Consider the following 25,102-nt stretch of genomic DNA (forward strand, 5'->3'; position numbering starts at 1 on the left):
GACGGGGTTACGTAGGGTTAACAGGGGGGCCGTGTGGTTTAAACCCAACCCGCCCGCCCCCCGGGGGGGGGGGGCGCCCCCCGGGGGGGGGGGGGGGGGGGGCCCCCCCCCCCCCCCCCCACAACGACGTCAACTCCCCTGCTGCGAACGCGCCTTGAAGGCAGCCTTCCGCGCTTCCTTCGCGATCCGCTTGTCGGGGTGCAGCCGCCCCATGGCCTCCAGCACGTCCGCCGTAGCGGGATGGTCGACCCGCCAGGCGGCCGCGAAGAAGCCGCCGTGCTGCGCGGCCAACCCCTGCACCAGCGCCCGCAGCTCCTCGGAGTTCCCCTCCGCAGCCAGCTGCGCGGCGATCGTGTCGATGGTCAGCCAGAAGATCATCGCCTCGGACGGGGCCGGTACGTCCGGTGCGCCGTGCTCGGTCAGCCAGACCCGGGCGAGTCCGCCCAGCTCCGCGTCGTCGAGGACCTCCCGCAGTGCGGGTTCGGCCTCGGCGCCGACGAGCGACAGCGCCTGCTGGCAGCGCAGCCGGCGCAGGGGCGCGCCGGCGTCCACGCCACGGGCCGCCGCCAGCAACTCCCGCGCCGCGGCCAGAGGTTCGCGGCGGGCCAGCCACTGTTCGGTCTCGGCCTGCGCCGCGGCCTGGGGGAAGGTGGCCGTCCCGTCGAGCAGCGCGTCTGCGCCCTTGTCCACGAGGTCGCCCACCGCGGGCGCCGTCAGCCCGGCCTCCAGCAGCCGCGCCCGCAGCCCGTACAGGCCGAGGGGGGTCAGCCGCACCATGCCGTAGCGCGAGACGTCGGTGTCGTCGGGCCGCGCCGCGGGTTCCGCCGCATCGTCTTCGGGGTCTGCCATCAGCGCCTCGTCGACCGGCTGGTACTCGACGAGTCCCACCGGCTCCAGCAGCCGGAACTGGTCGTCGAGCCGCATCATCGCGTCGGAGACCTGCTCCAGGACGTCGTTGGTGGGCTCCCCCATGTCGCTGGGCACGATCATCGACGCGGCGAGGGCGGGCAGCGGTACGGGCGAGTCGCCGGGGCCGTCCTCGCTGACGGTGAGCAGGTACAGGTTGCCGAGGACACCGTCGAGGAACTCGGCCTCCGCCTCCGGGTCCCACTCCAGCTGGGAGAAGTCGATCTCGCCTGCCTCGTCGAGGGCGCCTTCCAGGTCGTCCAGGTCGGGGACGCTCGCGTCGGCGAGCACCGTCTCCAGGGCCTCCTGCCACACAGCCAGCACTTCGTGCGGCGAGCCCTGGGTGAGCAGCGCCAGGTCCTCGCCGGCGGCGACGGTGCCCTCGTCCTCGTCGACGATCTCGACGAGCCCGGTGTCCAGGGCGACCTGCCAGGCCTCGCTCGCGAAGGCCGCGGCGTCGTCCCCGCTCAGCCCGAGCAGCTCTGCGGCGGCCGGCAGCTGTTCCTCGGCAAGCCCGCCCCCGGCGTCGACGCGCGTGTCCGGCCCGGCCCAGCGGGCGAGCCGCGCGGCCCGGGAGAGCAGCGGCGTGGCCAACGCGTCCCGCGCCAGCTCCGCTTCGGGATGCAGCCGCACCGGCGGCAGGGGGGAGCTGTCTGACATCGGCTGGTTCTCCTCGGGCGTGTCGTACCACTCAAACGCTCAGCCTAGACGGATTTCCACCCATGCCGCCCGGTTCATCTCCCGGACCCCATGCGTACATGGCCGAAACCTTGACAAGTGGCCTGAGAACGCAGGAGATTGACGCGCGTAGAAACCCGGCGGACACATGTTCACTGTAATTTCTACGCGCGTCGCCACCGCCCCACCGGTCGCGGCCTCCGACCGTCCCACGCACCACCCTCGTCCCGGCACCCACGCATGTCCCCGGAGGGATCCCGTTGCCGAGCAAGTCTTCCGCGCGTCTCGCCGCGCTCACCGTCGCCGCTGTCTGTTCCGCGGCGTCCGCCGTCGCCCTGACCTCGCCCGCGCACGCCGACTCCGTGCGCATCCATGACATCCAGGGCAGTACGCGCATTTCTCCGTACGCCGGCCAGAAGGTCACGGACGTGGCCGGAATTGTCACCGGCGTGCGCACCTACGGCTCCTCCAGAGGTTTCTGGATCCAGGATCCGAACCCGGACGACAATCAGGCCACCAGTGAGGGCATATTCGTCTTCACCAGCTCCACGCCGAAGGCCGCCGTCGGTGACTCCGTCACGGTCACCGGCACGGTCTCCGAGTACGTCCCGGGCGGTGCCTCGTCCGGCAACCAGTCGGTCACCGAGATCACCAAGCCGACGGTCACCACCGTGTCGACCGGCAACGCGGTGCCGGCCCCGACGGTGGTCGACGCGAAGTCGGTGCCGAGCGAGTACACCCCGGCCGGCGACACGGCCGCGAGCGGCTCGATCAACGGCCTGACCCTGCAGCCGTCGACGTACGCCCTGGACTACTACGAGTCCCTGGAGGGCATGAACGTCCAGGTCGCCGACGCCCGCGTGGTCACGGCCACCGACCCGTACTCCGAGCTGTGGGTCACGGTGAAGCCGCACGAGCACCGCACACACCGCGGCGGCACGCTGTACGGCTCCTACGACTCGCAGAACACCGGCCGTCTGCAGATCCAGTCGCTGGGTTCGACGGCCGACTTCCCGAAGGCGAACGTCGGCGACACGCTGACCGGCACCACGGCCGGCCCGCTGGACTTCAACCAGTTCGGCGGCTACACCCTGGTCGCGAACCAGCTCGGCACGCTGAAGAGCGGCGGCCTGGAGCGCGAGACGACGCAGAAGCAGTCGCGCGGCGAGCTGGCGGTGGCGACGTACAACGTCGAGAACCTCGACCCGTCCGACAAGACCTTCGACGCGCATGCCGCCGCGATCGTGAACAACCTGCAGTCGCCCGACATCGTGTCCCTGGAGGAGATCCAGGACAACAACGGCGCGACGGACGACGGCACGGTCGCCGCCGACGTGACGGTGAACAAGCTGATCGACGCGATCGTCGCGGCGGGCGGCCCGAAGTACGACTGGCGCTCGATCAGCCCGGTCAACGACCAGGACGGCGGCGAGCCCGGCGGCAACATCCGCCAGGTCCTCCTCTTCAACCCGGAGCGGGTGTCCTTCGTGGACCGCGCGGGCGGCGACTCCACCACCGCGGTCGGTGTCACCAAGGTGAACGGCAAGGCGCAGCTGACGGCCTCCCCCGGCCGTGTCGACCCGTCCAACGACGCCTGGAAGTCCAGCCGCAAGCCGCTGGCCGCCGAGTTCGTCTTCCGTGGCCGCACGGTCTTCGTGATCGCCAACCACCTGAACTCCAAGGGCGGCGACCAGGGGCTGACCGCGCAGTACCAGCCCCCGACCCGCAGCTCGGAGACCCAGCGCCACGCCCAGGCGACACTGGTCAACGCGTTCGTCAAGAGCATCCTGGACGTCCAGAAGAACGCGGACGTCATCGCGCTCGGCGACATGAACGACTTCGACTTCTCCGGCACCGCCAAGATCCTGGAGGGTGACGGCGAGCTCTGGTCGGCGATCAAGTCGCTGCCGAAGAGCGAGCGTTACACCTACGACTACCAGGGCAACCAGCAGGTCCTGGACCAGATCCTGATCAGCCCGTCGATCCGGCGCGGCTGCGACTTCGAGTACGACAGCGTGCACATCAACTCGGAGTTCAACGACCAGATCAGCGACCACGACCCGCAGGTGCTGCGCTTCCACCCGTAACGGGCCCCTTGTCAGGACTGGCTGAACACGCCGTTCAGCCAGTCCTGCCAGGCGAGTTCGTTCGCCTTGGCGTCCGCGTCCGGTGCGAAGTCGTGGATGCTGATGCCGACCGGGGCGCCCCAGTGGTTGCGTCCGAAGAAGCGGATGAGGGCGCTGCCGGTGCGCAGCCCGATGAAGTACGGGTTGCGGAAGTCGAGTACGGCGCCGAGGAGTTGCCCCTCCGGCCCGCGCGCCTGCACCCGCGTGCCCGCCGCGGCGTCGTCCGCGAGCCCGAGCGCACGCCCGACGGCGGCGAAGGCATCGGAGGTCTGCGAGGCCGCCGGCCCGTCGAGCTGGGCGAAGGCGACCGGGCGGGGCGCGAAGTGCGTGAGGTACTCGCGCAGGGTGTGCAGATAGAAGTCGGTGTGCTTGCTCGCGCCGTCGTACTGGTTGTCCCAGTCGTCGGTGAAGATGCCGCTGTGCACGTACCGCACCCAGGCGCGCCGCCCGTCGTCGCGCGCCTCGATGGTGTGGTCGAGCTGGTTGACGCTCTGGATGGGGAAGCCGACGTCCTCGCTGCGTACGGTGAGGTGGTGCGGCGGGTCGTAGGCGGTGACCGTGGAGCCGAAGGCGGCCTTGCCACCCACCCGGGGCTCGGGCGGGTCCATCGGCCACAGGTAGGCGCCGGTGCCGTTCGTGATCGCCTCCCACACCTGCTCGGGCGTGGCGTCGACCTCGAACTCGCGGACGATCTCGAATTCCTTGTCCTGGGACATGGCGGGCTCCTCAACTACGTTTACTGGTCGGTGAGTTCGGGATTCTGCGGCTTGACCGTGGGATGGACGGCCACGACGATCCGGTGATCACGGCCGTCCTCCGCGCCCGGGGCGTCGTACTTGTGGATCAGCGCGGCGACCGAGGCCGTCAGCTCCTGGATGAACGCGGCCCGGTCCGCGGCCGAGCCGAAGCGCACCTCGCCGTCCAGCGCGTACGTGGCCAGCCGCTTGCGGGCCTTGGCGGCACCGGTGATCAGCGAGCCGACGTCCCGCACCAGGCGGGCGCCCAGGGCAAGCAGCCAGCGCGCGGACAGCTGGTCGCGGAAGCGGTCCGGGTCCGGCTGGACGGCGGCGAGCGCGAGCGGCGAGATCACGTACGACGCCGCGGTCGCCTGCATCAGCCGCTCGGTGACATTGCCCTTGCGGCGCTCACCGGCCAGCTCCACCAGGCCGTGCCGCTCCAGTGCCTTGAGGTGGTAGTTCACCTTCTGCCGCGGCAGGCCGACCTTGCCGGCCAGCATCGCCGCCGACGCGGGTCCGGCCGCCAGCTCGGCGAGCAGGCGGGCTCTTATGGGGTCCAGGGAGACGGCGGCGGCCTCGGCGTCCTCGATCACGGTCACGTCCAGCATGCGTCCACCGTCCCACCGAAAACTTTTTTTGTCCAGACGGCTTCAGTTTTCGGTGAGAGGCCGAAAAGATGCCGGCCGGCACCGAAGAGTGCCGGCCGGCATCTGACGTACTGCTCTGCCTCCGCCCGCTACCGCCTGGCATACCTCCAGGCCACCACCGCGGCCACGGCCACGGCCACCGCCGCACCGACGACCAGCGCGGGCCGCGGATGCCGTACATCCACCGTCCTGGCCGCCTCGTCGTGGACCTTGTGACCGGCGTGCGCGGCCCTCTCGTGCGCGGCGTGGCCGGCCTGCGCGGCGGTGCTGCGCAGTTGCACGGTCATCGCGCCCGCCCGGTCCCTGAGGTCGGCCGCCCGGGCCCGTGCGCGTCCCTTCACATCCATCCTGGCCGCCAACTCCTCGACGGTTTCGCCGAGTTGGCTGCGTGTCCGCTCGATCTGCCGCCGCAGCTCCTCGGGCCCCTTCGCGCCGGCCGCCGGCGCGTCCTCGGTGCCTGACCCCTGCGGCCCTGCCCTGTGCGGTGTCCTGTCCGTCATCGGTGTGCCCTTTCCCTGATCTCCTCCACGTCGCCCCTGACGCTGCCCAGGGTCTCCTCGGGCGTGGGCGGTGCGGCGCGGCGCAGCTGTGCGCGGCCGGTCACGGCCGGCAGCCCTGCCGTCACGGCGAGCGCCGCGGCCCAGACCGGCAGCGTCAGCGAGAGGGCGGCGACGGCCGCGCCGGCCGGCCCGAGCAGACCGGTGTAGGCGAACGCACCCGCGGCGCCGAGCAGTCCGCCGCCGCGTCCGGCGCGCCGACCCCTGGCGGAGAGTTCCTTCTCGCCGAGGGCCACTTCCTGGCGTACGAGCCGGGAAAGCTGTTCGGTGGCCTGCCCGACGAGCTCGCCCGCCGAGTGGTACCCCTCGCGCACCGGCCGGGGATGCATGGTCCCGGTCACGGGGTCGCCTCCTCTCGTGTTCCTCTCGGTTTCCTCTCGTTCGGAACACGCCGGGTACCCCTGCCGGGCCCCCGCTACCCCTGCCTGCCGCCGCCCGGCCCGCGCTCGCCGAGCCGGCCGAGCTGGGTCTGGAACCAGTCGAGGCGGGCCTGCAACAGGGCCGCCTCGGCGACCAGTTCGGGCACGCCGAGCCCTTCGGGCAGCGCGAGGTCCGCCGACGGCAGCACGTCGCCGCTGCCTGCCACCACCCGCAGCCCCTCCCCGGCCAGCCGCGCGAACGCGGCGAGCGAGACGGACGTACGGCCGCGGACGCAGCCCGTACAGGAGGGGGCCAGCGCGCGCCAGCCGGGGCGGCCCCAGCCCACGTCGGCCAGCGCGGCGGCGAGTGTGCCGCACGCACAGGGGCCGACCGTGACGGTCCGTACCCGCTGGCGGGCGTAGCGGAAGCCGCGCTCGAAGCGGATGTAGCGGCCGAGGACCAGCACTTCGAGCAGGACGGCCGCCCGGTGCTCGGCCGTGCACAGCAACGCCTCGGCCGCCGTGCGGTCGTGCACGCAGTGGAAGCCGCAGTCGCAGCGGCGGTGCGGTGCCCGGTGGCGCAGGCCGTAGACGCAGGACGCGTCGGCCAGGACGCCGTACGGCAGCGCGCCGCCCAGCGACACACCGGTGAACCCGGCCCGGGTGCCGTCCTGGGACAGCACCGGGTGGGCGATCTTGTATCCGGTCGGCGGCTCCGTCGGGCGTTCCTCCGGAAGCCGCAGTCTCATCGGGTCGCCGGAACCTCTTCGCGCGCGGACGCCTCGACGTCCTGGGTCTCCTCGGGCAGTTCGAGCTCTTCCTCATGGATCCGCGGCTGCTCCTCCGCGACTCCGGTGGCCAGTGCCTTGCCGAGCTTCATGACGCCTCCATGGGCCGATGCCGATGACCGTCACGACCATGCTGACCCATGGCGGGCGAAATGGACATAGGGCCTGGCCAGCCACAACACAGCAACGCTTATCAATATCTCGTAGAAGAATTAAGTGGAGCTTCACTGTCGGTCCGCCGAGACTGAGCACATGACGACTGACGCCCCCTTCGGCCGTGCCCTCTGCGCAATGATCACGCCCTTCACCGAGGAGGGTGCGCTCGATCTCGACGGGGCGCAGCGGCTCGCCGACCACCTGGTCTCCCGGGGGTGCGACGGTCTGGTGCTCTCCGGTACGACGGGCGAGTCGCCGACCACCACGGACGCCGAGAAGGCGGCGCTGGTCGAGGCGGTGCGGGAGGCGGTGGGCGGCCGGGCGTCGATCGTGACGGGCGTCGGGACCTTCGACACCCGGCACACGGTGGAACTCGCGCTGGAGGCCGAAAAGGCGGGCGCGGACGCCGTATTGGTGGTCAGCCCGTACTACAGCAGGCCCCCGCAGGATGCGCTGGAGGAGCACTTCCGGACGGTCGCGGACGCGTCCGGGCTGCCGGTCGTGCTGTACGACATCCCGGGCCGCACCGGCACCCGTATCGAGCCCGACACGATGATCCGGCTCGCCGAGCACCCCCGGATCGTGGCGGTCAAGGACTGCTCCTACGACTTCCTCGCGGCCCAAAAGGTGCTCTCCCGCACGGAGTTGGCGTACTACGCGGGCTGCGACGAACACAACCTCGCCCTGTACGCGGTGGGCGGCGCGGGCTACATCAGCACGGTCGCGAACGTGGTTCCGGAGCAACTCCGCGCGGTCATCGACGCGTTCGAGGCGGGAGACACCCCCGTGTCCGCCCACCTCCAGCAACGCGCCACACCGCTCATCGAGTCGATGATGTCGGCGGGCCTGCCCGGCACGGTCACCGCGAAGGCCCTCCTCACCGAACTCGGCCTGCCCGCGGGCCCGGTCCGCGCCCCGCTGCGGCCCGCCGGCCGCGAGGCGGTCGACGGGCTGCTGGCGGCCTACGAGGAGTGTGTGACCGGCTGAGCGCTCAGCGCTCGGCGAAGACGGGTCCGCCCCTGTGCCCCTTGTGACGCGTACGGCCGTGCGCGGCCATGCCTGCCCGGGCGAGGAATTTTTCCGTACGTTGTTGCTGTGAGCCGCCCCCTGCTGTTCCTCGACGTCGACGGCCCGCTCAACCCGTGGGCCGCAAAGCCCGAGCGACGCCCCGAGGGCTATACGACGATCGGGGTGGCCCTGCATCCGGGCCGGGCCCTGCGGGTCTGGCTGAACCCCTCCCACGGCCCGGCGCTGCTCGCCCTCGACTACGACCTCTGCTGGGCCACGACATGGATGGACGCCGCCAACCGCTGGATCGCCCCCGTCGTCGGCCTGCCCGAGCTGCCGTACGTCGACTTCGGCGCGAGTCTGTTCGCGTTCCGGCCCGACGGGGTGCACTGGAAGACGGAGGCGATCGTGGCGTACGCCGGGGGCCGCCCGTTCGCCTGGGTGGACGACGAGCAGGGCCCGGCGGACAAGGCGCACGTGGCTGCCGTCCACCCAGGCCCTGCACTGCTGCACCACGTCAACCCGCGGATCGGCCTCCGGGAGGACGACTTCGCGGCGCTGGCGGAGTTCGCAGCCGCCGTCCGGGGATGATCACTCAGAAGGTGCCGGGGATGCCGAGGGAGACGTTGTTGGTGGTGTCGTTGAGTGTGACGCCGGTGAACGAAACGGTCATCGGCGGGCTGCACTCCGGCTGGAAGACGGCCGTCACCGACAGCGAGAAGTCGGCCTTGCCGTTCTGCACCGGGAAGTCGCCCGCGGCGTTGACGGACTCCTTGTTGACCGCGTGGGGGTGGTGGCCGCCGTTGTTGATGCACAGGGCGGTGGCGCTCAGGACGACGTGTACCTGAGCCTCGTCGCCGAGCCCGGCCTCCTTGCCGCTGACGGTCAGCGTGTTGTCCGACCGGGACACGGAGGTGGCGTTGCTGATGAAGTGCGGGCTGCCCGCATAAGCGGGACCCGCAAGCAGTGACACGGCGGCCGTCGCCGTCGCCGCGGGAAGTAGGAACAGTGCGCTTCGTCGCATGCTTCGTCGCATGGGAATTGCCTCATTCGCAGCGCGATTCGAAGTGTGGATGTGCCCGAGGGCGTCGGCCGGAGGCCCGGCCACCTGAACCGGCGCTTGGCTGCACTTCGTCATGCGGAGGGCCGCGCTGACGGGGCACGACGAGATGACGAGACGTGAGAAGCCTCGCCGCACTTCTGCGGGTGCCCGTGCCCAGCCCCGCGACGCCGTATCCGATCAAGACCACCACCTCCCCTTGGCAGCGCCTCGGGGTCACGGAGGCGTTCTGGGCATGGCCCAGGAAATGCCGTAAGGGGGGCATAACTGACGTTACGCCCCCCTGCGGGGTGTGCAAGTTCGGCGGCCGCGGCCGCCGGTGATCAGTTGTGGCTGTGCAGGATCTCGTTCAGACCGCCCCAGACCGCGTTGTTCGGGCGGGCCTCGACCGTGCCGGTGACCGAGTTGCGGCGGAAGAGGATGTTGGAGGCGCCGGAGAGTTCGCGGGCCTTGACGATCTGCCCGTCGGGCATGGTCACGCGGGTGCCGGCGGTGACGTACAGCCCGGCCTCCACCACGCACTCGTCGCCGAGCGCGATGCCGACGCCCGCCTCGGCGCCGATCAGGCAGCGCTCGCCGATGGAGATGATGACGTTGCCGCCGCCGGAGAGGGTGCCCATGGTGGAGGCGCCGCCGCCGATGTCGGAGCCGTCGCCGACGATGACACCCGCGGAGATACGGCCCTCGACCATCGACGTGCCGAGCGTGCCCGCGTTGAAGTTGACGAAGCCCTCGTGCATCACGGTGGTGCCCTCGGCGAGGTGCGCACCGAGGCGCACCCGGTCGGCGTCGGCGATGCGGACGCCCTTCGGGGCGACGTAGTCCGTCATGCGCGGGAACTTGTCGATCGACGTCACCTGGAGGTACAGGCCCTCGGCGCGGGCGTTGAGCCGCACCTTCTCGACGTCGTCGACGGCGACCGGGCCGAGCGAGGTCCAGGCGACGTTGGCGAGGAAGCCGAACATGCCGTCCAGGCTCTGGCCGTGCGGCTTGACCAGCCGGTGGGAGAGGAGGTGCAGGCGCAGGTAGACGTCGTGCGCGTCGATCGGCTTCTCGTCGAGCGTGGAGATGACCGTGCGCACCGCGACCACCTCGACGCCTCGGCGGGCGTCCGGACCGATCGCGTTCGCCGCACCCTCGCCGAGCAGCTCCACGGCCTTCTCGGCGGACAGCCGCTCGGTGCCGGACGGGCCGGGCTCCTCGCTGAGCGCGGGCGCGGGGAACCAGGTGTCGAGAACAGTGCCGTCGGCGGCGATCGTGGCGAGGCCGGCGGCCACGGCGCCGGTGGTACGAGGAGCAGTCGTGTCGGTCATGAGGGCAACCTAACCGGCGGGAGGCCGCGCAGGCCAACCAGCAAGGGTGACGTCTCAGCGATCGGGCGCCCCTGCAGCCCGTCCGGCGTTTGAGGACGAGACCACGCGGGCACTGCACAGCCCGTCCGGCGTTTGAGGACGAGGCCGTTCAGGCCGAAGGGGGGTCTGGGGGCGCAGCCCCCAGCGGGGCAGCAGGGGCGGCGCCCCTGGGACGGGACGGGTAGGGGCGGCGGGGGCGAGAACCCTCGGCGTACCGAGACGCACCCCGCCCACCCGCCACCAGCACCGCCACTGCGGCCACCGCCCCCAGCCCCGCACACACCGGCCACACCGCACCGGGCGCCGCCTCGTACAGCGCCCCGCCCAGCGGCGCCGCCAGCACCACCCCGCTGATCGAAGCCCCGGCATACAGCGACTGGAACCGCCCCAGCACATGGTCCGGCGCCTGATCGGCGACGTACGCCGTGGCGGTCGTCTTGTACAGGGCCTCCCCGAGGGTCAGCAACGCCATCATCACCGCCGCCGTGCCGACCCCCGTCCCGAGCAGCAGCACCCCGTACCCGCCCGCGACCAGCAACAACCCGCTCCCCACGATCCGCAGTGGCGACCTCCGGCGCAACGCCAGCGCCACCGGCAGCTCCAGGCACAGCAGCAGACCGCCGTTGATCGCGAGGAGCGCCCCGTACACCCGCGCGTCCATCCCGTGGTCGGCCAGGAAGACGGGGAAGGTCGAGTACTGCTGCCGGTACACGACGTCGATCACCACGATCGCCGGCAACAGCACCAGCACCGCGGGCCTGGCCCGCAGAGCCGGCCACACTCCGCCGCCCCGGCCGGCGCCGGGCTCCGCGGCCGGGCGCCCCCGGCGGGAGGGCACGCTCGGCCCGCTCACCACCCGCGCCGTCCAGGCCGCCAGCCCCAGGCTCCCGAGCCCCTCCGCCAGATACAGCCAGTCGTACGAGAACCGTGTCGCGACCAGCGCCCCGAGCACCGGCCCCACCGTGAACCCCCCGTTGGACGCCGCCCGCATCACCGCGAACGCCTGCCGCCGCGCCCCCTCGGGCACGATCGTCGCGACGAGCGCGGAGTTCGAGGCGCGCTGTACGCCGGCCAGGTACTGGGCCAGCGGCAGTGCGGCGAACAGTGCGGGCGTGGGCAGGAGCGGTACGGCGGCCAGTGTCAGGCCCGAGCCCGCGGCGCCCGCCAGGAGCACACGCCGGTGGCCGAACCGGTCGCCGTACCAGCCGCCCGTGAAGTTCCCCGCCACGAGGCCGATCCCGGCCGTTCCGCTGAGGACCCCGGCCTCGCCCGACCCCAGCCCGCGCGGTCCGGTCAGGTACAGGAACGTGTAGGCGAAGCTCACGCTCACGACCATGTTCACGAACGTTCCGCAGGCCAGCAGCCAGACCGGCCGCGGCACCTCTCGCAGCGCTCGCACCCGTTCCCCCCGTTCACAGACCGACAACCGAGTCAGTTCCTTTTAGGAACTCACTATGGACACGGTGACAGCCTCAGGTCAAGGACGGCTGCTTCAACTCCTCGACCACACGGGCGAGTTGCGCGGTGGCGCCGTGCACGGGGTCTCCACCCAACGCCCGTACGAACAGCGGGCGTTCACCCAGGAGGAGGGGCTGTCGAGGCAGCGCTCAGCGCGGTCCGGCGGCTCGGTTCGCAGGAATGATCCGGGCGGCCCGCACTCCCCTCGTGGTGCGGGCCGCCGGGGTTCGGGGGTGTCAGCCGCGGTCGCCCGGCTTGTCCACCACGGCCGTCGCGACGAGCGAGCCACCACCGAGGATCTTGTTCCCCTCGACCAGACGCTCGCCGACGATCCGGTAGGTCTGCGGGTCGATGAGCCACTGGTTGCGTCCCGACCCGCCCTTCTCCTGCCGGGGGAAGTCCAGCGCGATCACCTGGCGCCCGGAGGCCGTCTTGACCAGGTGGTCGACGACCTTCCCGCCCGGCAGGGCCGCGAGGGCCCGGTAGAGGGAGGCCAGCCCCCTGGGCGGCATCACGTCGGCGGCCATCAGGACGGCGATCTCCTGATAGTCGTTCTGCGCCTGGGACGCTCCGTTGATGTCGGCGATGGCGTTCTTCTCGCGCAGCACCTTGAGCGTCGCCTCACCGCCGGCCGGCAGCGCGGCGAGCACCCGGTACATCTCGCGCTCCGAGCGGTCGTCACCCTCCCCGCCGTTCTCCAGGTGCATCGGCTGAACGTGGATCTTGAGGGGACGGCCCTTGGCGTCGAGCTGCTGGAAAGCCATCGCGGAGCCGTCGTAGCGGATCCACTGCTCGTGCTCGGCCCACGGCAGCCCGCCCTTCTGCTTGTCCGGCGACTCGTCCGCCTGCTTGGTGTAGATCCACTTCTGGGCCGTCGGCGGGGTGATGTCCGGCTGCGCCTCCAGGACGTCGGCCGCCTGCTCCAGGAACTCGGCCGCGCTCACGCCCTCGAGGCTCACGCTCGGCGTGACCGCGGGCTGCACCCTCCGCCCGGTGCCGCCACCGCCCACCAGCAGGGAGACGGTGACGGCGACCGCGGTCACCGCCGCCACGACCCCGACGATCACGAACTCCCGTCGCCGCCACACCGCCCGGCGCCGCTCCCCGGCCCGTGCCGCCGCGACCAGCCGCGCCCGCCCCGGCGCGAGCCGTGCGCGGTCGGGCAGCGGGGCGTTTACGCGCAGCTCGCGCACCTTCGTCATCTCGTCCATCGCTACGCCACCTCCGCCGCGTCGCTCATGAATGCGGGATCGGCTCCCAGCGCCGTACGGACCTTGCGCCGCGCCCGGTTGAGCCGGGAGCGGACCGTGCCGACCGGGATGTCGAGCGCCTCTGCGGCCTCCTCGTAGGTGAGCTCCGCCCAGGCGATGAGCAGCAGCACGTGCCGGTCGCCGGCCGAGAGCACGGCGAGGGCACCGGCCAGCGGGCCCTGTGCGGCGATCCGGCTGTCGGTGTCCTCGACCCAGGACGCGCCCCAGGAGTCGGTGACCGGGTCGTGCCCGGTGCGGGCCAGTGCCCTGAGCGCCCGCACCTCGGCACGGCGCTGCTTGCCGATGAGGTTGCCCGCGATGCCGTACAGCCACGGGCGCGCGTTGGCGCGCGTCAGGTCGTAGCGGGAGCGGATGCGGAAGGCGACGAGGAAGGTGTCCGCGGTGACATCGTCGGCCGTGGTGTCGCCCAGGCGGCGGGCCGCGTAGCGGTGGATGTCGGACGCGTAGCGGTCGTAGAGCAGGGCGAACAGCTCCGGTTGCTCCAGCGACTGCGCGATGATCGCCGCGTCGTCCTCCGTCCGCGCCATGGGCGGCGGTGCTCCGCTCACAAGGCTCCCCCTGCTTCATCGGTGTGTGCGTGTCACCTCCTGTTCCCCGATGGACGGCGGAGAGTTCACGGTTTCCGGAAAGACATGCGCACGACAGAAGAACAGGGACGGCAGGGGCGGGCGTCAGGGAATCATGCGCGCCAGCACTTCGCGCGCGTACCCCTCGTCGTACGGCGTCCCCGTCAGCAGCACCTGCAGGCAGATGCCGTCCATCAGCGCGACCAGCGCCCGGGCCGTGACCGGGTCGGTGCGCCGTGAGATCCGCTCCGCGAGGTCCTCGGCCCACTCGGCGGCGACCGGGCGCAGGGCGGGGCGGCGCAGGGCGGCGAGGTAGAGCTCGTACTCCAGCTCCACGCCGGTGCGGTCGCCGGCCAGCCACTCGCCCAGCCAGCCGGCGAGTTCGGCGGCCAGGTCGGCGTGCGGGTCCTCCAGGCCGCCGCGCGAGGCGACCACTTTGGCGAAGCCCTCGCTGGCCTGGCGCAGCGCGGCGACCACCAGCTCGTCGAGGGTCTTGAAGTGGTACGTCGTCGAGCCGAGCGGTACGTCCGCCTCGGCCGCGACCGTGCGGTGGCTCAGGCCGGCCAGGCCCTTGGCCCCCACCACCCGGATCGCCGCGTCGATGATCCGCTGGCGGCGGTCGGGGTCGTAGCGGCGGGGCATCAGTGCGCGCCCCCCAGGTTGAGCACCACGACCCCCACGATGATCAGCGCGATGCCGACGGCCTTCTGAACGGTCATCCCCTCCCCGAGGAAGAGCGTCCCGATCGCCACGATCGCCGCCGTGCCGAGGCCGGCCCAGATCGCGTAGGCCGTGCCGACCGACATGGTCTTCAGCGTCTGGGCGAGCAGCGCGAAGGAGAGTCCGTATCCGACGAGCGTGAGCACCGTCGGCCACAGCCGGCTGAAGCCGTGGCTGAACTTCATGGCGGTGGTGCCGCCCACCTCGGCGCCGATGGCCGCGAGGAGAATCAGGAATGCCATGCGTACGAGTGTACATAACAGCGCTTACAACGGCGCTCGCGCCGGATGCGAAGTCCGGCATTCCACATGGGGAGGTTCAACATTCACGGAAATCGCTCGCTGCAAACCGCTCCCGGCACTCCCCCAGCTCCACTAGGGTTTCACCGCTCACCCACCCCACCTTCACACCCCCGGCCGCCGCCTCGGGCGCCGCTGGAGGAACAGCGCATGCCACAAACCACCCCCGAGCCGCCCCCGAAGCAACCCTGGGAGAACGGCTGGACCCCCGACACGTCCCGGGCCCCCGGAACCCGAAGACTCTGGCTGGCCGGCGCGCTGGCCCTGGCCACGATCGTCGCGTGTGCGACGGCAATAGCCGTGATGGACAACAGTTCTGACGCTCCGTCACGAGCGTCCGGGCTCCCGTCGTCCTCCGTCGCCGAGACGCCCCCCGGCCTGATCTCCTTCGCCACCCCGTCCACGACCGGCGTCACGACGTCCGCCGGCAAGAGCGGTCCGTCGTCCGCGCAGACCATTACGTCCCCTGCGCCCAGCCCGCGCGACTCCGCGACCGGCGGCACCGAGCCGTCCAAGTCGCCCACGTCCCACGCGAGTTCGCCGAGCGATCCGAAGCCGTCGGCCACCTACAGGTCCGTACGGTCGGTGAACTACCCCGACCGCTACTGGCATGTGAGCGGCGACTACGTGAAGCTCGACCCGGTCAACTCGGCCTCCGCCCGGCAGAACGCCACCTTCAAGGTGGTCAAGGGCCTGGCCGACAGCTCCTGTTACTCCTTCGCCACGCACGACGGCACATACCTGCGCCACCGCAGCTTCCTGCTCCGCTCCGAACGCAACGACGGCTCGAGCCTCTTCAAGCAGGACGCGACCTTCTGCCCCCGGCCGTCGTCGTACGCGGGCGCTGTGATGCTGGAGTCGGTGAACTACCCCGGCCGCTTCCTGCGCCACCAGAACTTCCAGCTCAAGCTGGATCCGTTCCAGAACGGCGACCTCTACCGGGCGGATTCGGCGTTCCGGTTCGTGGCCGGGCTCACCTGAGAGCACGAGAACGGCGACGCCCTCAGGGCGTCGCCGTTCTCTTCAACCAGCGGGTGGACCTCAGACGTTGAACCCGAGCGCCCGCAGCTGCTCCCGCCCGTCGTCCGTGATCTTGTCGGGACCCCACGGCGGCATCCAGACCCAGTTGATGCGCAGCTCGCTGACGAGGCCGTCCGTGGCGGACTTGGCCTGGTCCTCGATGACGTCCGTCAGCGGGCAGGCCGCCGAGGTCAGGGTCATGTCGACGGTCGCGATGTTCGCGTCGTCGACGTGGATGCCGTAGATCAGGCCGAGGTTGACGACGTCGATGCCGAGTTCGGGGTCGACGACGTCCATCAGGGCCTCGCGGAGTTCCTCCTCCGAGGCGGGCTTGATCTCAACGGTGTCACTCATGCCGTGTTCCTTTCGGCGTCGGCTCCGCCCAGGGCCTGGGCCGTCGCGTCCTTCCACGCCATCCAGCTGAGGAGGGCGCACTTGACCCGGGCCGGGTACTTGGAGACACCGGAGAACGCGACCGCGTCCTCCAGGATCTCCTCCATCGCGTCGTCCGGCTCGATCCGGCCCTTGGACTGCATCAGTTCCAGGAAGGTCTCCTGGATCTTCTGGGCGTCCGCCAGGTCCTTGCCGACCAGCAGTTCGTTCAGGACGGAGGCCGAGGCTTGGCTGATCGAGCAGCCCTGGCCCTCGTACGAGACGTCCTCGATCTTCGTGCCGTCGTACTTCACGCGCAGGGTGATCTCGTCGCCGCACGTCGGGTTGACGTGGTGCACCTCGGCGTCGCCATCCCGCAAGCCCCGTCCGTGCGGGTGCTTGTAGTGGTCCAGGATGACTTCCTGGTACATCGAGTCCAGCTTCACGGTCTCAGCTCACGCCCTTCAGCCGAAGAAGTTCCGTACGTGCTCCAGGCCGTCGATCAACGCGTCGATCTCGGCCGGCGTGGAGTACAGATAGAACGACGCTCGCGTGGTCGCAGGAATTCCGTAGCGCAGGCAGACGGGCCGCGCGCAGTGGTGGCCGACGCGGACCGCGATGCCCTGCTCGTCGAGGACCTGGCCCACGTCGTGCGGGTGGATGTCGCCGAGCGTGAAGGAGATCGCCGCGCCGCGCTCCTCGGCCGTGGTCGGGCCGATGATCCGCAGGTCCGGGACCTCGCTCAGCCGCTTCACCGCGTACTCGGTGAGCGCGTGCTCGTGGGCGAGGATCTTGTCCATGCCGATCGAGGACAGGTAGTCGATCGCCGCGCCCAGGCCCACGGCCTGCGCGATCGGCGGGGTGCCCGCCTCGAACTTGTGCGGTGCCGGGGCGTAGGTCGAGGAGTGCATCGACACCGTCTCGATCATCTCGCCGCCACCGAGGAACGGGGGCAGGTCCTCCAGGAGTTCCTGGCGGCCCCAGAGGACGCCGATGCCCGTCGGACCGCACATCTTGTGGCCGGTGAAGGCCACGAAGTCGGCCTGCAGCGACTGGACGTCCAGCGGCATGTGCGGGGCGGCCTGCGAGGCGTCGATGCAGACCAGCGCACCGACCTGCTGGGCACGGCGGACTATCGCCTCGACCGGGTTGACCGTGCCGAGGATGTTCGACACCAGCACGAAGGAGACGATCTTCGTCTTCTCGGTGATGATCTCGTCGATGTTGGAGAGGTCGAGGCGGCCGTCGTCGGTCAGGCCGAACCACTTCAGCTTCGCGCCCGTGCGCTGCGAGAGCAGCTGCCACGGGACGATGTTGGAGTGGTGCTCCATCTCCGTGATGACGATCTCGGTCTCGTGGTCCACGCGGTAGGGCTCGTCGGCCCAACCCAGCATGTTCGCCACGAGGTTGAGCGACTCGGAGGCGTTCTTGGTGAAGATCACCTCGTCGCGGCTCGGCGCGTTGATGAACGACGCGACCTTGTCCCGCGCGCCCTCGTACAGCGCCGTGGCCTCCTCGGCGAGCACATGCACACCGCGGTGGACGTTGGCGTTGTAGCGCTCGTAGTACTCGTTCAGGGCGTCGAGCACCTGGCGCGGCTTCTGCGAGGTCGCCGCGTTGTCCAGGTACACGAGCTTCTGCCCGTCGTGGACCTGACGGTCCAGGATGGGGAAGTCCTTGCGGATCGCCTCGGTGTCGAGAAGGCCCGGCAGCTGGGTCACTCGGATGCGCCACCCTTCGTGTATGCCTCGTAGCCCTCGTCCTCCAGCTTGTCGGCGAGCTCGGCGCCGCCGGACTCGACGATGCGACCGCCGGAGAAGACGTGGACGTAGTCGGGCTTGATGTAGCGCAGGATGCGCGTGTAGTGCGTGATCAGCAGGGTGCCGACCTCGCCCGTCTCACGGACGCGGTTGACGCCCTCGGAGACGATGCGGAGCGCGTCGACGTCCAGACCGGAGTCCGTCTCGTCCAGGATCGCGACCTTCGGCTTGAGCAGTTCGAGCTGGAGGATCTCGTGGCGCTTCTTCTCACCGCCGGAGAAGCCCTCGTTGACGTTGCGCTCGGCGAAGGAGGGGTCCATGTTGAGACGCTCCATGGTCTCCTTGACCTCCTTCACCCAGGTGCGCAGCTTGGGGGCCTCGCCGCGGATGGCGGTGGCGGAGGTGCGCAGGAAGTTCGACACGGAGACACCCGGGACCTCGACCGGGTACTGCATCGCCAGGAACAGGCCCGCGCGGGCGCGCTCGTCGACGGACATCTCCAGGACGTCCTCGCCGTCGAGGGTGACGGTGCCGCCGGTGATCGTGTACTTCGGGTGACCCGCGAGGGAGTAGGCGAGGGTCGACTTACCGGAGCCGTTCGGGCCCATGATGGCGTGCGTCTCGCCCTGCTTCACGGTCAGGTCGACACCCTTGAGGATCTCCTTCGTGGCGTTGTCGGCCTCGACGGTGACGTGCAGGTCTCGGATTTCAAGCGTTGCCATGGGTGCCTCAGGACTCCTGGGTGAGGGAGACGAGCACGTCGTCCCCTTCGATCTTTACGGGGTATACGGGGACGGGGCGCGTCGCGGGCAGGCCGGACGGCTTGCCGGTGCGGAGGTCGAAGCTGGAGCCGTGCAGCCAGCACTCGATCTGGCAGTCCTCCACCTCGCCCTCGGAGAGCGAGACGTTCGCGTGCGAGCAGATGTCGTGGATCGCGAAGACCTCGCCCTCGGTACGGACGACCGAGACCGGCGTGCCGTCGAGTTCCACCCGCTTGGGGGTGTCCTCCTCGAGCTCGCTCAGCCCGCAGGCGCGTACGAAAGCCGACATCAGACCGTGGCCTCCAGCTCCTCGTCGATCTTCACGAGAAGACGTTCCTGGATGTCGTCGACGCCGATCTGCTGGACCAGCTCGGCGAAGAAGCCGCGGACCACCAGGCGACGGGCCTCGTCGGCCGGGATGCCGCGGGCCATCAGGTAGAAGAGCTGCTCGTCGTCGAAGCGGCCGGTCGCCGAGGCGTGGCCTGCGCCGACGATCTCGCCGGTCTCGATCTCCAGGTTCGGGACCGAGTCGACCCGCGCGCCGTCCGTCAGGACGAGGTTGCGGTTCATCTCGTACGTGTCCGTGCCCTCGGCCTTGGCCTCGATGAGGACGTCGCCGATCCACACCGCGTGGGCGGCCTCGCCCTGGAGCGCGCCCTTGTAGGCGACGTTCGACTTGCAGTGCGGGGTGTTGTGGTCGACCAGGAGGCGGTGCTCCTGGTGCTGGCCGGCGTCCGTGAAGTACAGGCCGAAGAGCTCGGCCTCGCCGCCGGTCCCGGCGTAGGCGACCCTCGGGTGCAGGCGCACGAGGTCTCCGCCGAAGGTGACCACGAACGACTTGAAGGTGGCGTCCCGGCCGATCAGCGCGTTGTGCTGGCCGACGTGCACGGCCTTGTCGTCCCAGTCCTGGACCGAGACGACGGTCAGCTTGGCGCCGTCGCCCAGGATGTAGTCGACGTTGGCGGCGAGCACCGCGTCACCGGTGTGGTCGATGACGACGACGGCCTCGGCGAAGGCTCCGAGCTCCACGACCTGGTGACCGTAGGCGACCCCGCCCTCGCCGTGCACGGCGATGCGGATCGGCTCGGTGAGGACCGTCTCCTTGGGGACGGTGATCACGCCGGCCTTCTCGAACGCCGAGTACGCCTGGGCGGCGACGCGGTCCACCGGGGTGCCCGCCTTGCCGAGGCGCGCGTCGTCACGGCCGACGGTCTCGACGGTGACGCCCTCGGGGGCCTCGACGGCGACCTTCACGCCCTCGCCGGTCGCGACGGCGGTGCCGTCGTGCAGCCCGCGCAGGCGCTCCAGCGGAGTGAACCGCCACTCCTCCTCGCGGCCGTGCGGGACCGGGAAGTCCGCCACGTCGAAGGACGGGGGCGCGCTCATGCGCGTGGCGACGGTCGACTCGGCGGCCACCGCGATCTGGCCGGCGGTGGTGGACCCCACCGGAATGTTCTGAGCCTCAGCCATGGCTGTCGGTCTGCTCTCTTCCTACGTCAAGAAATCTGGCTACTGCTTCGGGAGGTGGGTCTTAACCGACCGCGCCTTCCATCTGCAGCTCGATCAGCCGGTTGAGCTCGAGGGCGTACTCCATGGGCAGCTCCTTCGCGATGGGCTCGACGAAGCCGCGCACGATCATCGCCATCGCCTCGAACTCGCTCAGACCGCGGCTCATCAAGTAGAAGAGCTGGTCATCGGAGACCTTGGAGACGGTCGCCTCGTGGCCCATGGACACGTCGTCCTCACGGACGTCCACGTAGGGGTACGTGTCGGAGCGGGAGATGGTGTCGACGAGCAGCGCGTCGCACAGCACGTTCGACTTGGAGCCGTGGGCGCCCTCGCCGATCTCGACGAGACCGCGGTAGGACGTACGACCGCCACCGCGCGCCACCGACTTGGAGACGATGTTGGAGGAGGTGTTCGGCGCCATGTGGACCATCTTGGAGCCGGCGTCCTGGTGCTGCCCCTCGCCCGCGAAGGCGATGGAGAGGGTCTCGCCCTTGGCGTGCTCGCCCATCAGGTAGACGGCCGGGTACTTCATCGTCACCTTGGAGCCGATGTTGCCGTCGATCCACTCCATGGTGGCGCCCTCGTAGGCGACGGCGCGCTTGGTGACCAGGTTGTAGACGTTGTTCGACCAGTTCTGGATGGTCGTGTAGCGGCAGCGGGCGTTCTTCTTGACGATGATCTCGACGACCGCGCTGTGCAGCGAGTCCGACTTGTAGATCGGCGCCGTACAGCCCTCGACGTAGTGCACGTAGGCACCCTCGTCCACGATGATCAGGGTCCGCTCGAACTGGCCCATGTTCTCCGTGTTGATGCGGAAGTAGGCCTGGAGCGGGATCTCCACGTGCACGCCCTTCGGCACGTAGATGAAGGAGCCGCCGGACCACACCGCGGTGTTCAGCGACGCGAACTTGTTGTCGCCGACCGGGATGACCGTGCCGAAGTACTCCTTGAAGAGCTCCGGGTGCTCCTTCAGCGCGGTGTCGGTGTCGAGGAAGATGACGCCCTGCTCCTCCAGGTCCTCGCGGATCTGGTGGTAGACGACCTCGGACTCGTACTGGGCCGCGACACCGGCGACGAGGCGCTGCTTCTCCGCCTCCGGGATGCCGAGCTTGTCGTACGTGTTCTTGATGTCCTCGGGCAGGTCCTCCCAGGACTCCGCCTGCTTCTCCGTGGAGCGCACGAAGTACTTGATGTTGTCGAAGTCGATGCCCGACAGGTCCGAGCCCCAGTTCGGCATGGGCTTCTTCTCGAACAGGCGCAGGCCCTTGAGACGGAGCTTGGTCATCCACTCCGGCTCGTTCTTCTTCGCGGAGATGTCCCGGACGACGTCCTCGTTGATGCCTCGCTTGGCAGAGGCACCGGCCACGTCGGAGTCGGCCCAGCCGTATTCGTAATTGCCCAGACCCTCGAGCTCAGGGTGGGCAGTCTCCTCGATGGGGAGCGTCATGCTGGGTTCCTCCCGGCGGTGCTTGCAGTTGCGTTATGGGTGGCTTGGGAAATCTTTGGGATGAACGTCGTGCAGACGCCGTCGCCGTGCGCGATGGTCGCCAGCCGCTGGACGTGCGTGCCGAGCAGCTGGGAGAAGATCTCGGTCTCCGCCTCGCACAGCTGCGGGAACTTCTCCGCGACATGGGCCACCGGGCAGTGGTGCTGGCAGAGCTGCTCGCCTTTTTGCGGGAGGGGGGCGCTGCGCGCCGTAGCAGCGTACCCGTCCGCGCTCAGGGCCTTGGCCAGGGCTTCGGTGCGCTCCTCGGGGGCGGCGGCCTCGATCGCCTTGCGGTAGGCGGCGGCCTGCTCGGCGATCCTCGCGCGCGCGAAGGCGACGACCGCCTCGTCCCCGCCGAAGCGCTCCGAGATCCAGCGCAGAGCGTCCGCGGCGAGCTTGTCGTAGGACTGGTCGAAGGCGTCGCGGCCGCAGTCGGTCAGCGCGAACACCTTGGCGGGACGGCCGCGCGTCCGCGCGCCGTACACCCGCTGCTCCCGTGCCTCCACGACGTCGTCCGCGACCAGTGCGTCCAGATGACGTCGTACGGCCGCGGGGGTGAGCCCCAGTCGCCCGGCCAGCTCGGTGACGGTCGACGGCCCGTGGTCCAGGATCGATCGCGCGACCCGGTTGCGCGTGGAGCGCTCCCCGGTCACGTGCTCTTCCTGGTGCGCCCCCGTGGGGGTCTCCAGAGCCTCGCCGACGTTTTTCACAACGCCATTGTTGCGTAATTCCTCAGGGCCGGGCAACCCGCGTCCCGGTCAGTGGACGGTGCCCTGCGTCACTTAGGCACCCCTAACCTGACCTGCGAAAACGATCTTTGATCGATCAAACGACGGCCAATTCGGTAGCGCGCCCGGGCCCCTTCCGGGACACTCCCCAACCATGTCGACACCCCCTCCGACCGGCCCTCTTGTCACCCGCGACACACTCGCCGCACAGGTGCGCACGCTCGGCGTCGAGACCGGCGAGACCCTTCTCGTGCACTCCTCGCTCAGCAGCCTCGGCTGGGTCTGCGGGGGCCCTGTCGCGGTCGTCCAAGGACTGCTCGATGCGCTCGGCCCGGAGGGCACCCTGGTCGTCCCGACCCAGACCGGCGACCTCTCGGAACCGGCGCTGTGGGGGAACCCTCCGGTGCCGGAGGAGTGGTGGGAACGGATACGGGCCGCCATGCCCGCCTACGACCCGCTGATCACGCCGTCGCGCGGGGTCGGCGTGATCCCGGAGACCGTGCGCACCTGGCCGGGCGCCCGGCGCAGCGCACACCCGCAGACGTCCTTCGCGGCGCTCGGCCCGCGCGCGGCGGAGGTCATCGACGGCCATGCTCCCGACTGCCGACTCGGTGAGCACAGCCCGCTGGCGCGGCTGGAGTCCCTGGGCGCCCGGGTGCTTCTGCTCGGCGCCGGCTATGACAGCTGCACCAGCTTCCACCTGGCCGAGTACCGCATACCGTCACCGCTCGTGAAGGTGGGCCGGCCCGGTCCGGCGGGCTGGGAGGTGGTGACCGAGGTGTCGATCACCTCGGAGCGGTTCGACGAGCTGGGGTACGACTTCGAGCGGGACCGTCCCGTCGTACGCGCAAAGGTGGGCGCCGCCGACGCCCGGCTGTTCCCCGTGGCGGACGCGGTGGCGTACGCGCAGCGGTGGCTGGCGCTGCACCGCTCGCGGGAGGACGAAATACCGACCGGTGGAGATCCTGCACCCGCCGGTCCGGGCCGCCGACCCCGAACCTAGACTCTGGACCCATGCGAAGTGAGCCCGTGCTCCAGGTTCAGGCCCTGGTGAAGCGGTACGGCACCAAAACCGCTGTGGACGGCCTCGACCTGGTGGCCAAGGCGGGCGTGACCGCCGTACTCGGCCCGAACGGCGCGGGCAAGACGACCACCGTCGAGACCTGCGAGGGATACCGCAGGCCGGACTCCGGCACGGTGCGCGTCCTCGGCCTCGACCCGGTGCGGCAGGCCCGTCAGCTGCATCCGCGCATAGGCGTGATGCTGCAGTCCGGCGGCGTCTACTCGGGCGCCCGGGCGGACGAGATGCTGCGGCACGTGGCAAAACTGCACGCCGATCCGCTGGACGTGGACGCCCTGATGGAGCGGCTCGGCCTCGGCAGCTGCGGCCGTACGACATACCGTCGCCTCTCCGGCGGCCAGCAGCAGCGGCTCGCGCTCGCGATGGCCGTCGTCGGGCGCCCGGAGCTGGTGTTCCTGGACGAGCCGACCGCCGGCCTCGACCCGCAGGCCCGCCACGCGACCTGGGACCTGGTCCGCGACCTGCGCAACGACGGCGTTTCGGTCATCCTCACCACGCACTACATGGACGAGGCCGAGCAGCTCGCCGACGACGTCGCGATCATCGACGCCGGCCGGGTCATCGCCCAGGGCTCCCCGGAGGAGCTGTGCCGCGGCGGCGCCGAGAACACGCTGCGCTTCACCGGCCGTCCCGGCCTGGACGTGGGCTCCCTGCTGAAGGCGCTCCCCGCGGACTGCTCGGCGGCGGAGCTGACTCCGGGCTCGTACCGGGTCGTCGGCAAGGTCGATCCGCAGCTGCTGGCGACGGTGGCGTCCTGGTGCGCGCAGCACGGGGTGATGCCGGACAGGATCTCGGTCGAACGGCACACCCTCGAAGACGTGTTTCTGGAGCTGACCGGCAAGGAGCTGCGCTCGTGACCACGGCCACCGGTACGTACTCGCCGAAGCCCGGCGCGGCGCCTCTCCCCCGCATGATCGCGGCCCAGGCCGCGCTCGAGACGAAGATGCTGCTGCGCAACGGCGAGCAGCTGCTGCTGACGGTCGTGATCCCGACCCTTCTGCTGGTCCTGTTCAGCTCGGTGGACATCGTCGACACCGGCGCGGGCGAGGCCGTCGACTTCCTCGCCCCCGGCATCCTGGCTCTCGCGGTCATGTCCACGGCCTTCACGGGCCAGGCGATCGCGACGGGCTTCGAGCGCCGCTACGGCGTCCTGAAGCGCCTCGCCTCCTCACCGCTGCCCCGCTGGGGCCTGATGACCGCGAAGACGGCGTCGGTGCTGGTCACGGAGGTCCTGCAGGTGATCCTGCTGACGGTGATCGCCTTCGCGCTGGGCTGGTCACCGCACGGCAACCCCTTGGCCGTCCTGCTCCTGCTGATCCTGGGCACGGCGGCCTTCTCGGGCCTGGGTCTGCTGATGGCCGGCACGCTGAAGGCGGAGGCGACCCTGGCCGCCGCCAACCTGGTGTTCCTGCTGCTGCTCGTGGGCGGCGGCGTGATCGTGCCGATGGACAAGTTCCCGCAGGGCGCCCAGGACGTGCTGGGACTCCTGCCGATCTCCGCCCTCTCCGACGGTCTGCGGGAGGTGCTGCAGCACGGGGCCGCGATGCCGTGGGGCGACCTGGGCATTCTGGCCGTGTGGGCGGTCGTGGGGCTGGCGGCGGCCGGCAGGTTCTTCCGCTGGGAGTAGCCCGGAGCAGTACGGAGACGGGGGCTTCACGGACCCTCGTGAAAGCGTGCACAAGCGACCCGCCTACGAT

At 70.4% G+C, this 25,102-nt stretch carries 29 protein-coding genes; 7 read left to right on the forward strand and 22 right to left on the reverse strand.

Features of this window, described 5'->3' with window-relative positions; genetic code table 11:
* Window positions 1-129: 129 nt before the first annotated feature.
* A complete protein-coding gene (locus ACFY10_RS00730) occupies window positions 130-1,566 on the reverse strand; it encodes a hypothetical protein (protein WP_390662831.1) in 1,437 nt (478 codons plus the stop codon).
* A gap of 278 nt (window positions 1,567-1,844) precedes the next feature.
* Here ACFY10_RS00730 and ACFY10_RS00735 point away from each other — a divergent pair, with 278 nt between their 5' ends.
* On the forward strand, window positions 1,845-3,671 hold the full coding sequence (locus ACFY10_RS00735; protein ID WP_390662832.1) for an endonuclease/exonuclease/phosphatase family protein: 1,827 nt from the start codon (window positions 1,845-1,847) through the stop codon (window positions 3,669-3,671).
* A gap of 11 nt (window positions 3,672-3,682) precedes the next feature.
* Here the strand turns inward: ACFY10_RS00735 and ACFY10_RS00740 are convergent, their stop codons facing one another.
* The 6 genes from ACFY10_RS00740 to ACFY10_RS00765 form a co-directional block, all read right to left on the reverse strand.
* Window positions 3,683-4,426, reverse strand: a complete 744-nt coding sequence (locus ACFY10_RS00740) for an SRPBCC domain-containing protein (RefSeq protein WP_390662833.1) — start codon at window positions 4,424-4,426, stop codon at window positions 3,683-3,685.
* Window positions 4,427-4,446: 20 nt separating this feature from the next.
* Window positions 4,447-5,055: an ArsR/SmtB family transcription factor gene (locus tag ACFY10_RS00745; RefSeq protein ID WP_390662834.1), complete on the reverse strand. Its 609-nt coding sequence runs from the start codon at window positions 5,053-5,055 to the stop codon at window positions 4,447-4,449.
* 128 nt (window positions 5,056-5,183) lie between these two features.
* Window positions 5,184-5,594: a DUF3618 domain-containing protein gene (locus ACFY10_RS00750; RefSeq protein WP_390662835.1), complete on the reverse strand. Its 411-nt coding sequence runs from the start codon at window positions 5,592-5,594 to the stop codon at window positions 5,184-5,186.
* Window positions 5,591-5,992, reverse strand: a complete 402-nt coding sequence (locus ACFY10_RS00755; protein WP_390662836.1) for a phage holin family protein — start codon at window positions 5,990-5,992, stop codon at window positions 5,591-5,593. The genes ACFY10_RS00750 and ACFY10_RS00755 overlap by 4 nt, the downstream gene beginning before the upstream one ends.
* Before the next feature lie 74 nt (window positions 5,993-6,066).
* The gene (locus ACFY10_RS00760) at window positions 6,067-6,759 is read right to left on the reverse strand and encodes a hypothetical protein (protein WP_390662837.1); all 693 of its coding nucleotides are present in this window, start codon (window positions 6,757-6,759) and stop codon (window positions 6,067-6,069) included.
* Window positions 6,756-6,890, reverse strand: a complete 135-nt coding sequence (locus tag ACFY10_RS00765; protein ID WP_390662839.1) for a hypothetical protein — start codon at window positions 6,888-6,890, stop codon at window positions 6,756-6,758. The genes ACFY10_RS00760 and ACFY10_RS00765 overlap by 4 nt, the downstream gene beginning before the upstream one ends.
* Before the next feature lie 160 nt (window positions 6,891-7,050).
* On the opposite strand from ACFY10_RS00765, the gene dapA reads away from it, so the two are divergent.
* Together dapA and ACFY10_RS00775 are read left to right on the forward strand one after the other, a co-directional pair.
* Entirely contained in the window at window positions 7,051-7,941 is an 891-nt protein-coding gene (gene dapA / locus ACFY10_RS00770) for a 4-hydroxy-tetrahydrodipicolinate synthase (protein WP_390662840.1), read from the forward strand.
* Window positions 7,942-8,049: 108 nt separating this feature from the next.
* Window positions 8,050-8,553 carry a hypothetical protein gene (locus ACFY10_RS00775; RefSeq protein ID WP_390662841.1) on the forward strand — a complete coding sequence of 168 codons (504 nt, stop codon included), beginning with the start codon at window positions 8,050-8,052 and terminating at the stop codon, window positions 8,551-8,553.
* Between the two features lie 4 nt (window positions 8,554-8,557).
* Here the strand turns inward: ACFY10_RS00775 and ACFY10_RS00780 are convergent, their stop codons facing one another.
* From ACFY10_RS00780 to ACFY10_RS00810, 7 genes are all read right to left on the reverse strand, one after another.
* Window positions 8,558-8,986: a hypothetical protein gene (locus ACFY10_RS00780; protein WP_390662842.1), complete on the reverse strand. Its 429-nt coding sequence runs from the start codon at window positions 8,984-8,986 to the stop codon at window positions 8,558-8,560.
* 359 nt (window positions 8,987-9,345) lie between these two features.
* Window positions 9,346-10,335 carry a 2,3,4,5-tetrahydropyridine-2,6-dicarboxylate N-succinyltransferase gene (dapD, locus tag ACFY10_RS00785; RefSeq protein ID WP_390662843.1) on the reverse strand — a complete coding sequence of 330 codons (990 nt, stop codon included), beginning with the start codon at window positions 10,333-10,335 and terminating at the stop codon, window positions 9,346-9,348.
* A 148-nt stretch (window positions 10,336-10,483) separates the two neighbouring features.
* Window positions 10,484-11,773: an MFS transporter gene (locus tag ACFY10_RS00790; protein WP_390662844.1), complete on the reverse strand. Its 1,290-nt coding sequence runs from the start codon at window positions 11,771-11,773 to the stop codon at window positions 10,484-10,486.
* A 295-nt stretch (window positions 11,774-12,068) separates the two neighbouring features.
* On the reverse strand, window positions 12,069-13,043 hold the full coding sequence (locus ACFY10_RS00795; RefSeq protein WP_390662845.1) for a CU044_5270 family protein: 975 nt from the start codon (window positions 13,041-13,043) through the stop codon (window positions 12,069-12,071).
* 2 nt (window positions 13,044-13,045) lie between these two features.
* Window positions 13,046-13,651: an RNA polymerase sigma factor gene (locus ACFY10_RS00800; RefSeq protein WP_390662846.1), complete on the reverse strand. Its 606-nt coding sequence runs from the start codon at window positions 13,649-13,651 to the stop codon at window positions 13,046-13,048.
* Window positions 13,652-13,774: 123 nt separating this feature from the next.
* Complete coding sequence (locus tag ACFY10_RS00805; protein ID WP_390662847.1) at window positions 13,775-14,311, reverse strand: TetR/AcrR family transcriptional regulator; 537 nt, start codon at window positions 14,309-14,311, stop codon at window positions 13,775-13,777.
* Window positions 14,311-14,631 (reverse strand): multidrug efflux SMR transporter, encoded by a 321-nt coding sequence (locus ACFY10_RS00810; RefSeq protein ID WP_275771017.1) that lies wholly within the window; start codon window positions 14,629-14,631, stop codon window positions 14,311-14,313. The genes ACFY10_RS00805 and ACFY10_RS00810 overlap by 1 nt, the downstream gene beginning before the upstream one ends.
* 207 nt (window positions 14,632-14,838) lie before the next feature.
* On the opposite strand from ACFY10_RS00810, the gene ACFY10_RS00815 reads away from it, so the two are divergent.
* A complete protein-coding gene (locus ACFY10_RS00815; RefSeq protein ID WP_390662848.1) occupies window positions 14,839-15,669 on the forward strand; it encodes an AbfB domain-containing protein in 831 nt (276 codons plus the stop codon).
* 60 nt (window positions 15,670-15,729) lie between these two features.
* Here ACFY10_RS00815 and ACFY10_RS00820 read toward each other — a convergent pair whose 3' ends face one another.
* The 8 genes from ACFY10_RS00820 to ACFY10_RS00855 form a co-directional block, all read right to left on the reverse strand.
* The gene (locus ACFY10_RS00820) at window positions 15,730-16,062 is read right to left on the reverse strand and encodes a metal-sulfur cluster assembly factor (RefSeq protein WP_132854537.1); all 333 of its coding nucleotides are present in this window, start codon (window positions 16,060-16,062) and stop codon (window positions 15,730-15,732) included.
* Entirely contained in the window at window positions 16,059-16,526 is a 468-nt protein-coding gene (gene sufU, locus ACFY10_RS00825) for a Fe-S cluster assembly sulfur transfer protein SufU (protein WP_390662849.1), read from the reverse strand. Before sufU ends, ACFY10_RS00820 begins: the two co-directional genes overlap by 4 nt.
* A gap of 18 nt (window positions 16,527-16,544) precedes the next feature.
* On the reverse strand, window positions 16,545-17,801 hold the full coding sequence (locus ACFY10_RS00830) for a cysteine desulfurase (RefSeq protein WP_390662850.1): 1,257 nt from the start codon (window positions 17,799-17,801) through the stop codon (window positions 16,545-16,547).
* Entirely contained in the window at window positions 17,798-18,562 is a 765-nt protein-coding gene (gene sufC / locus ACFY10_RS00835; RefSeq protein ID WP_390662851.1) for a Fe-S cluster assembly ATPase SufC, read from the reverse strand. The genes ACFY10_RS00830 and sufC overlap by 4 nt, the downstream gene beginning before the upstream one ends.
* Window positions 18,563-18,569: 7 nt before the next feature.
* Window positions 18,570-18,890: a non-heme iron oxygenase ferredoxin subunit gene (locus ACFY10_RS00840; protein WP_388837943.1), complete on the reverse strand. Its 321-nt coding sequence runs from the start codon at window positions 18,888-18,890 to the stop codon at window positions 18,570-18,572.
* Window positions 18,890-20,071, reverse strand: a complete 1,182-nt coding sequence (gene sufD, locus ACFY10_RS00845; RefSeq protein WP_390662852.1) for a Fe-S cluster assembly protein SufD — start codon at window positions 20,069-20,071, stop codon at window positions 18,890-18,892. The genes ACFY10_RS00840 and sufD overlap by 1 nt, the downstream gene beginning before the upstream one ends.
* 61 nt (window positions 20,072-20,132) lie before the next feature.
* Window positions 20,133-21,557 (reverse strand): Fe-S cluster assembly protein SufB, encoded by a 1,425-nt coding sequence (gene sufB, locus ACFY10_RS00850; protein WP_390662853.1) that lies wholly within the window; start codon window positions 21,555-21,557, stop codon window positions 20,133-20,135.
* Entirely contained in the window at window positions 21,554-22,306 is a 753-nt protein-coding gene (locus ACFY10_RS00855; protein WP_390662854.1) for a helix-turn-helix transcriptional regulator, read from the reverse strand. Before ACFY10_RS00855 ends, sufB begins: the two co-directional genes overlap by 4 nt.
* 172 nt (window positions 22,307-22,478) lie before the next feature.
* Between ACFY10_RS00855 and ACFY10_RS00860 the strand changes: the two genes are divergently transcribed.
* Genes ACFY10_RS00860 through ACFY10_RS00870 form a run of 3 tightly spaced genes read left to right on the forward strand, consistent with a single transcriptional unit; the run spans window position 22,479 to window position 25,032 of the window.
* Window positions 22,479-23,327, forward strand: a complete 849-nt coding sequence (locus tag ACFY10_RS00860; RefSeq protein WP_390662855.1) for an aminoglycoside N(3)-acetyltransferase — start codon at window positions 22,479-22,481, stop codon at window positions 23,325-23,327.
* Window positions 23,328-23,338: 11 nt separating this feature from the next.
* On the forward strand, window positions 23,339-24,262 hold the full coding sequence (locus ACFY10_RS00865; RefSeq protein WP_390662856.1) for an ABC transporter ATP-binding protein: 924 nt from the start codon (window positions 23,339-23,341) through the stop codon (window positions 24,260-24,262).
* A gap of 53 nt (window positions 24,263-24,315) precedes the next feature.
* Window positions 24,316-25,032 (forward strand): ABC transporter permease, encoded by a 717-nt coding sequence (locus tag ACFY10_RS00870; protein ID WP_390664105.1) that lies wholly within the window; start codon window positions 24,316-24,318, stop codon window positions 25,030-25,032.
* Window positions 25,033-25,102 lie beyond the last annotated feature (70 nt).

The sequence above is a fragment of the Streptomyces sp. NPDC001401 genome, from assembly GCF_042895385.1.
GTDB lineage: Bacteria > Actinomycetota > Actinomycetes > Streptomycetales > Streptomycetaceae > Streptomyces.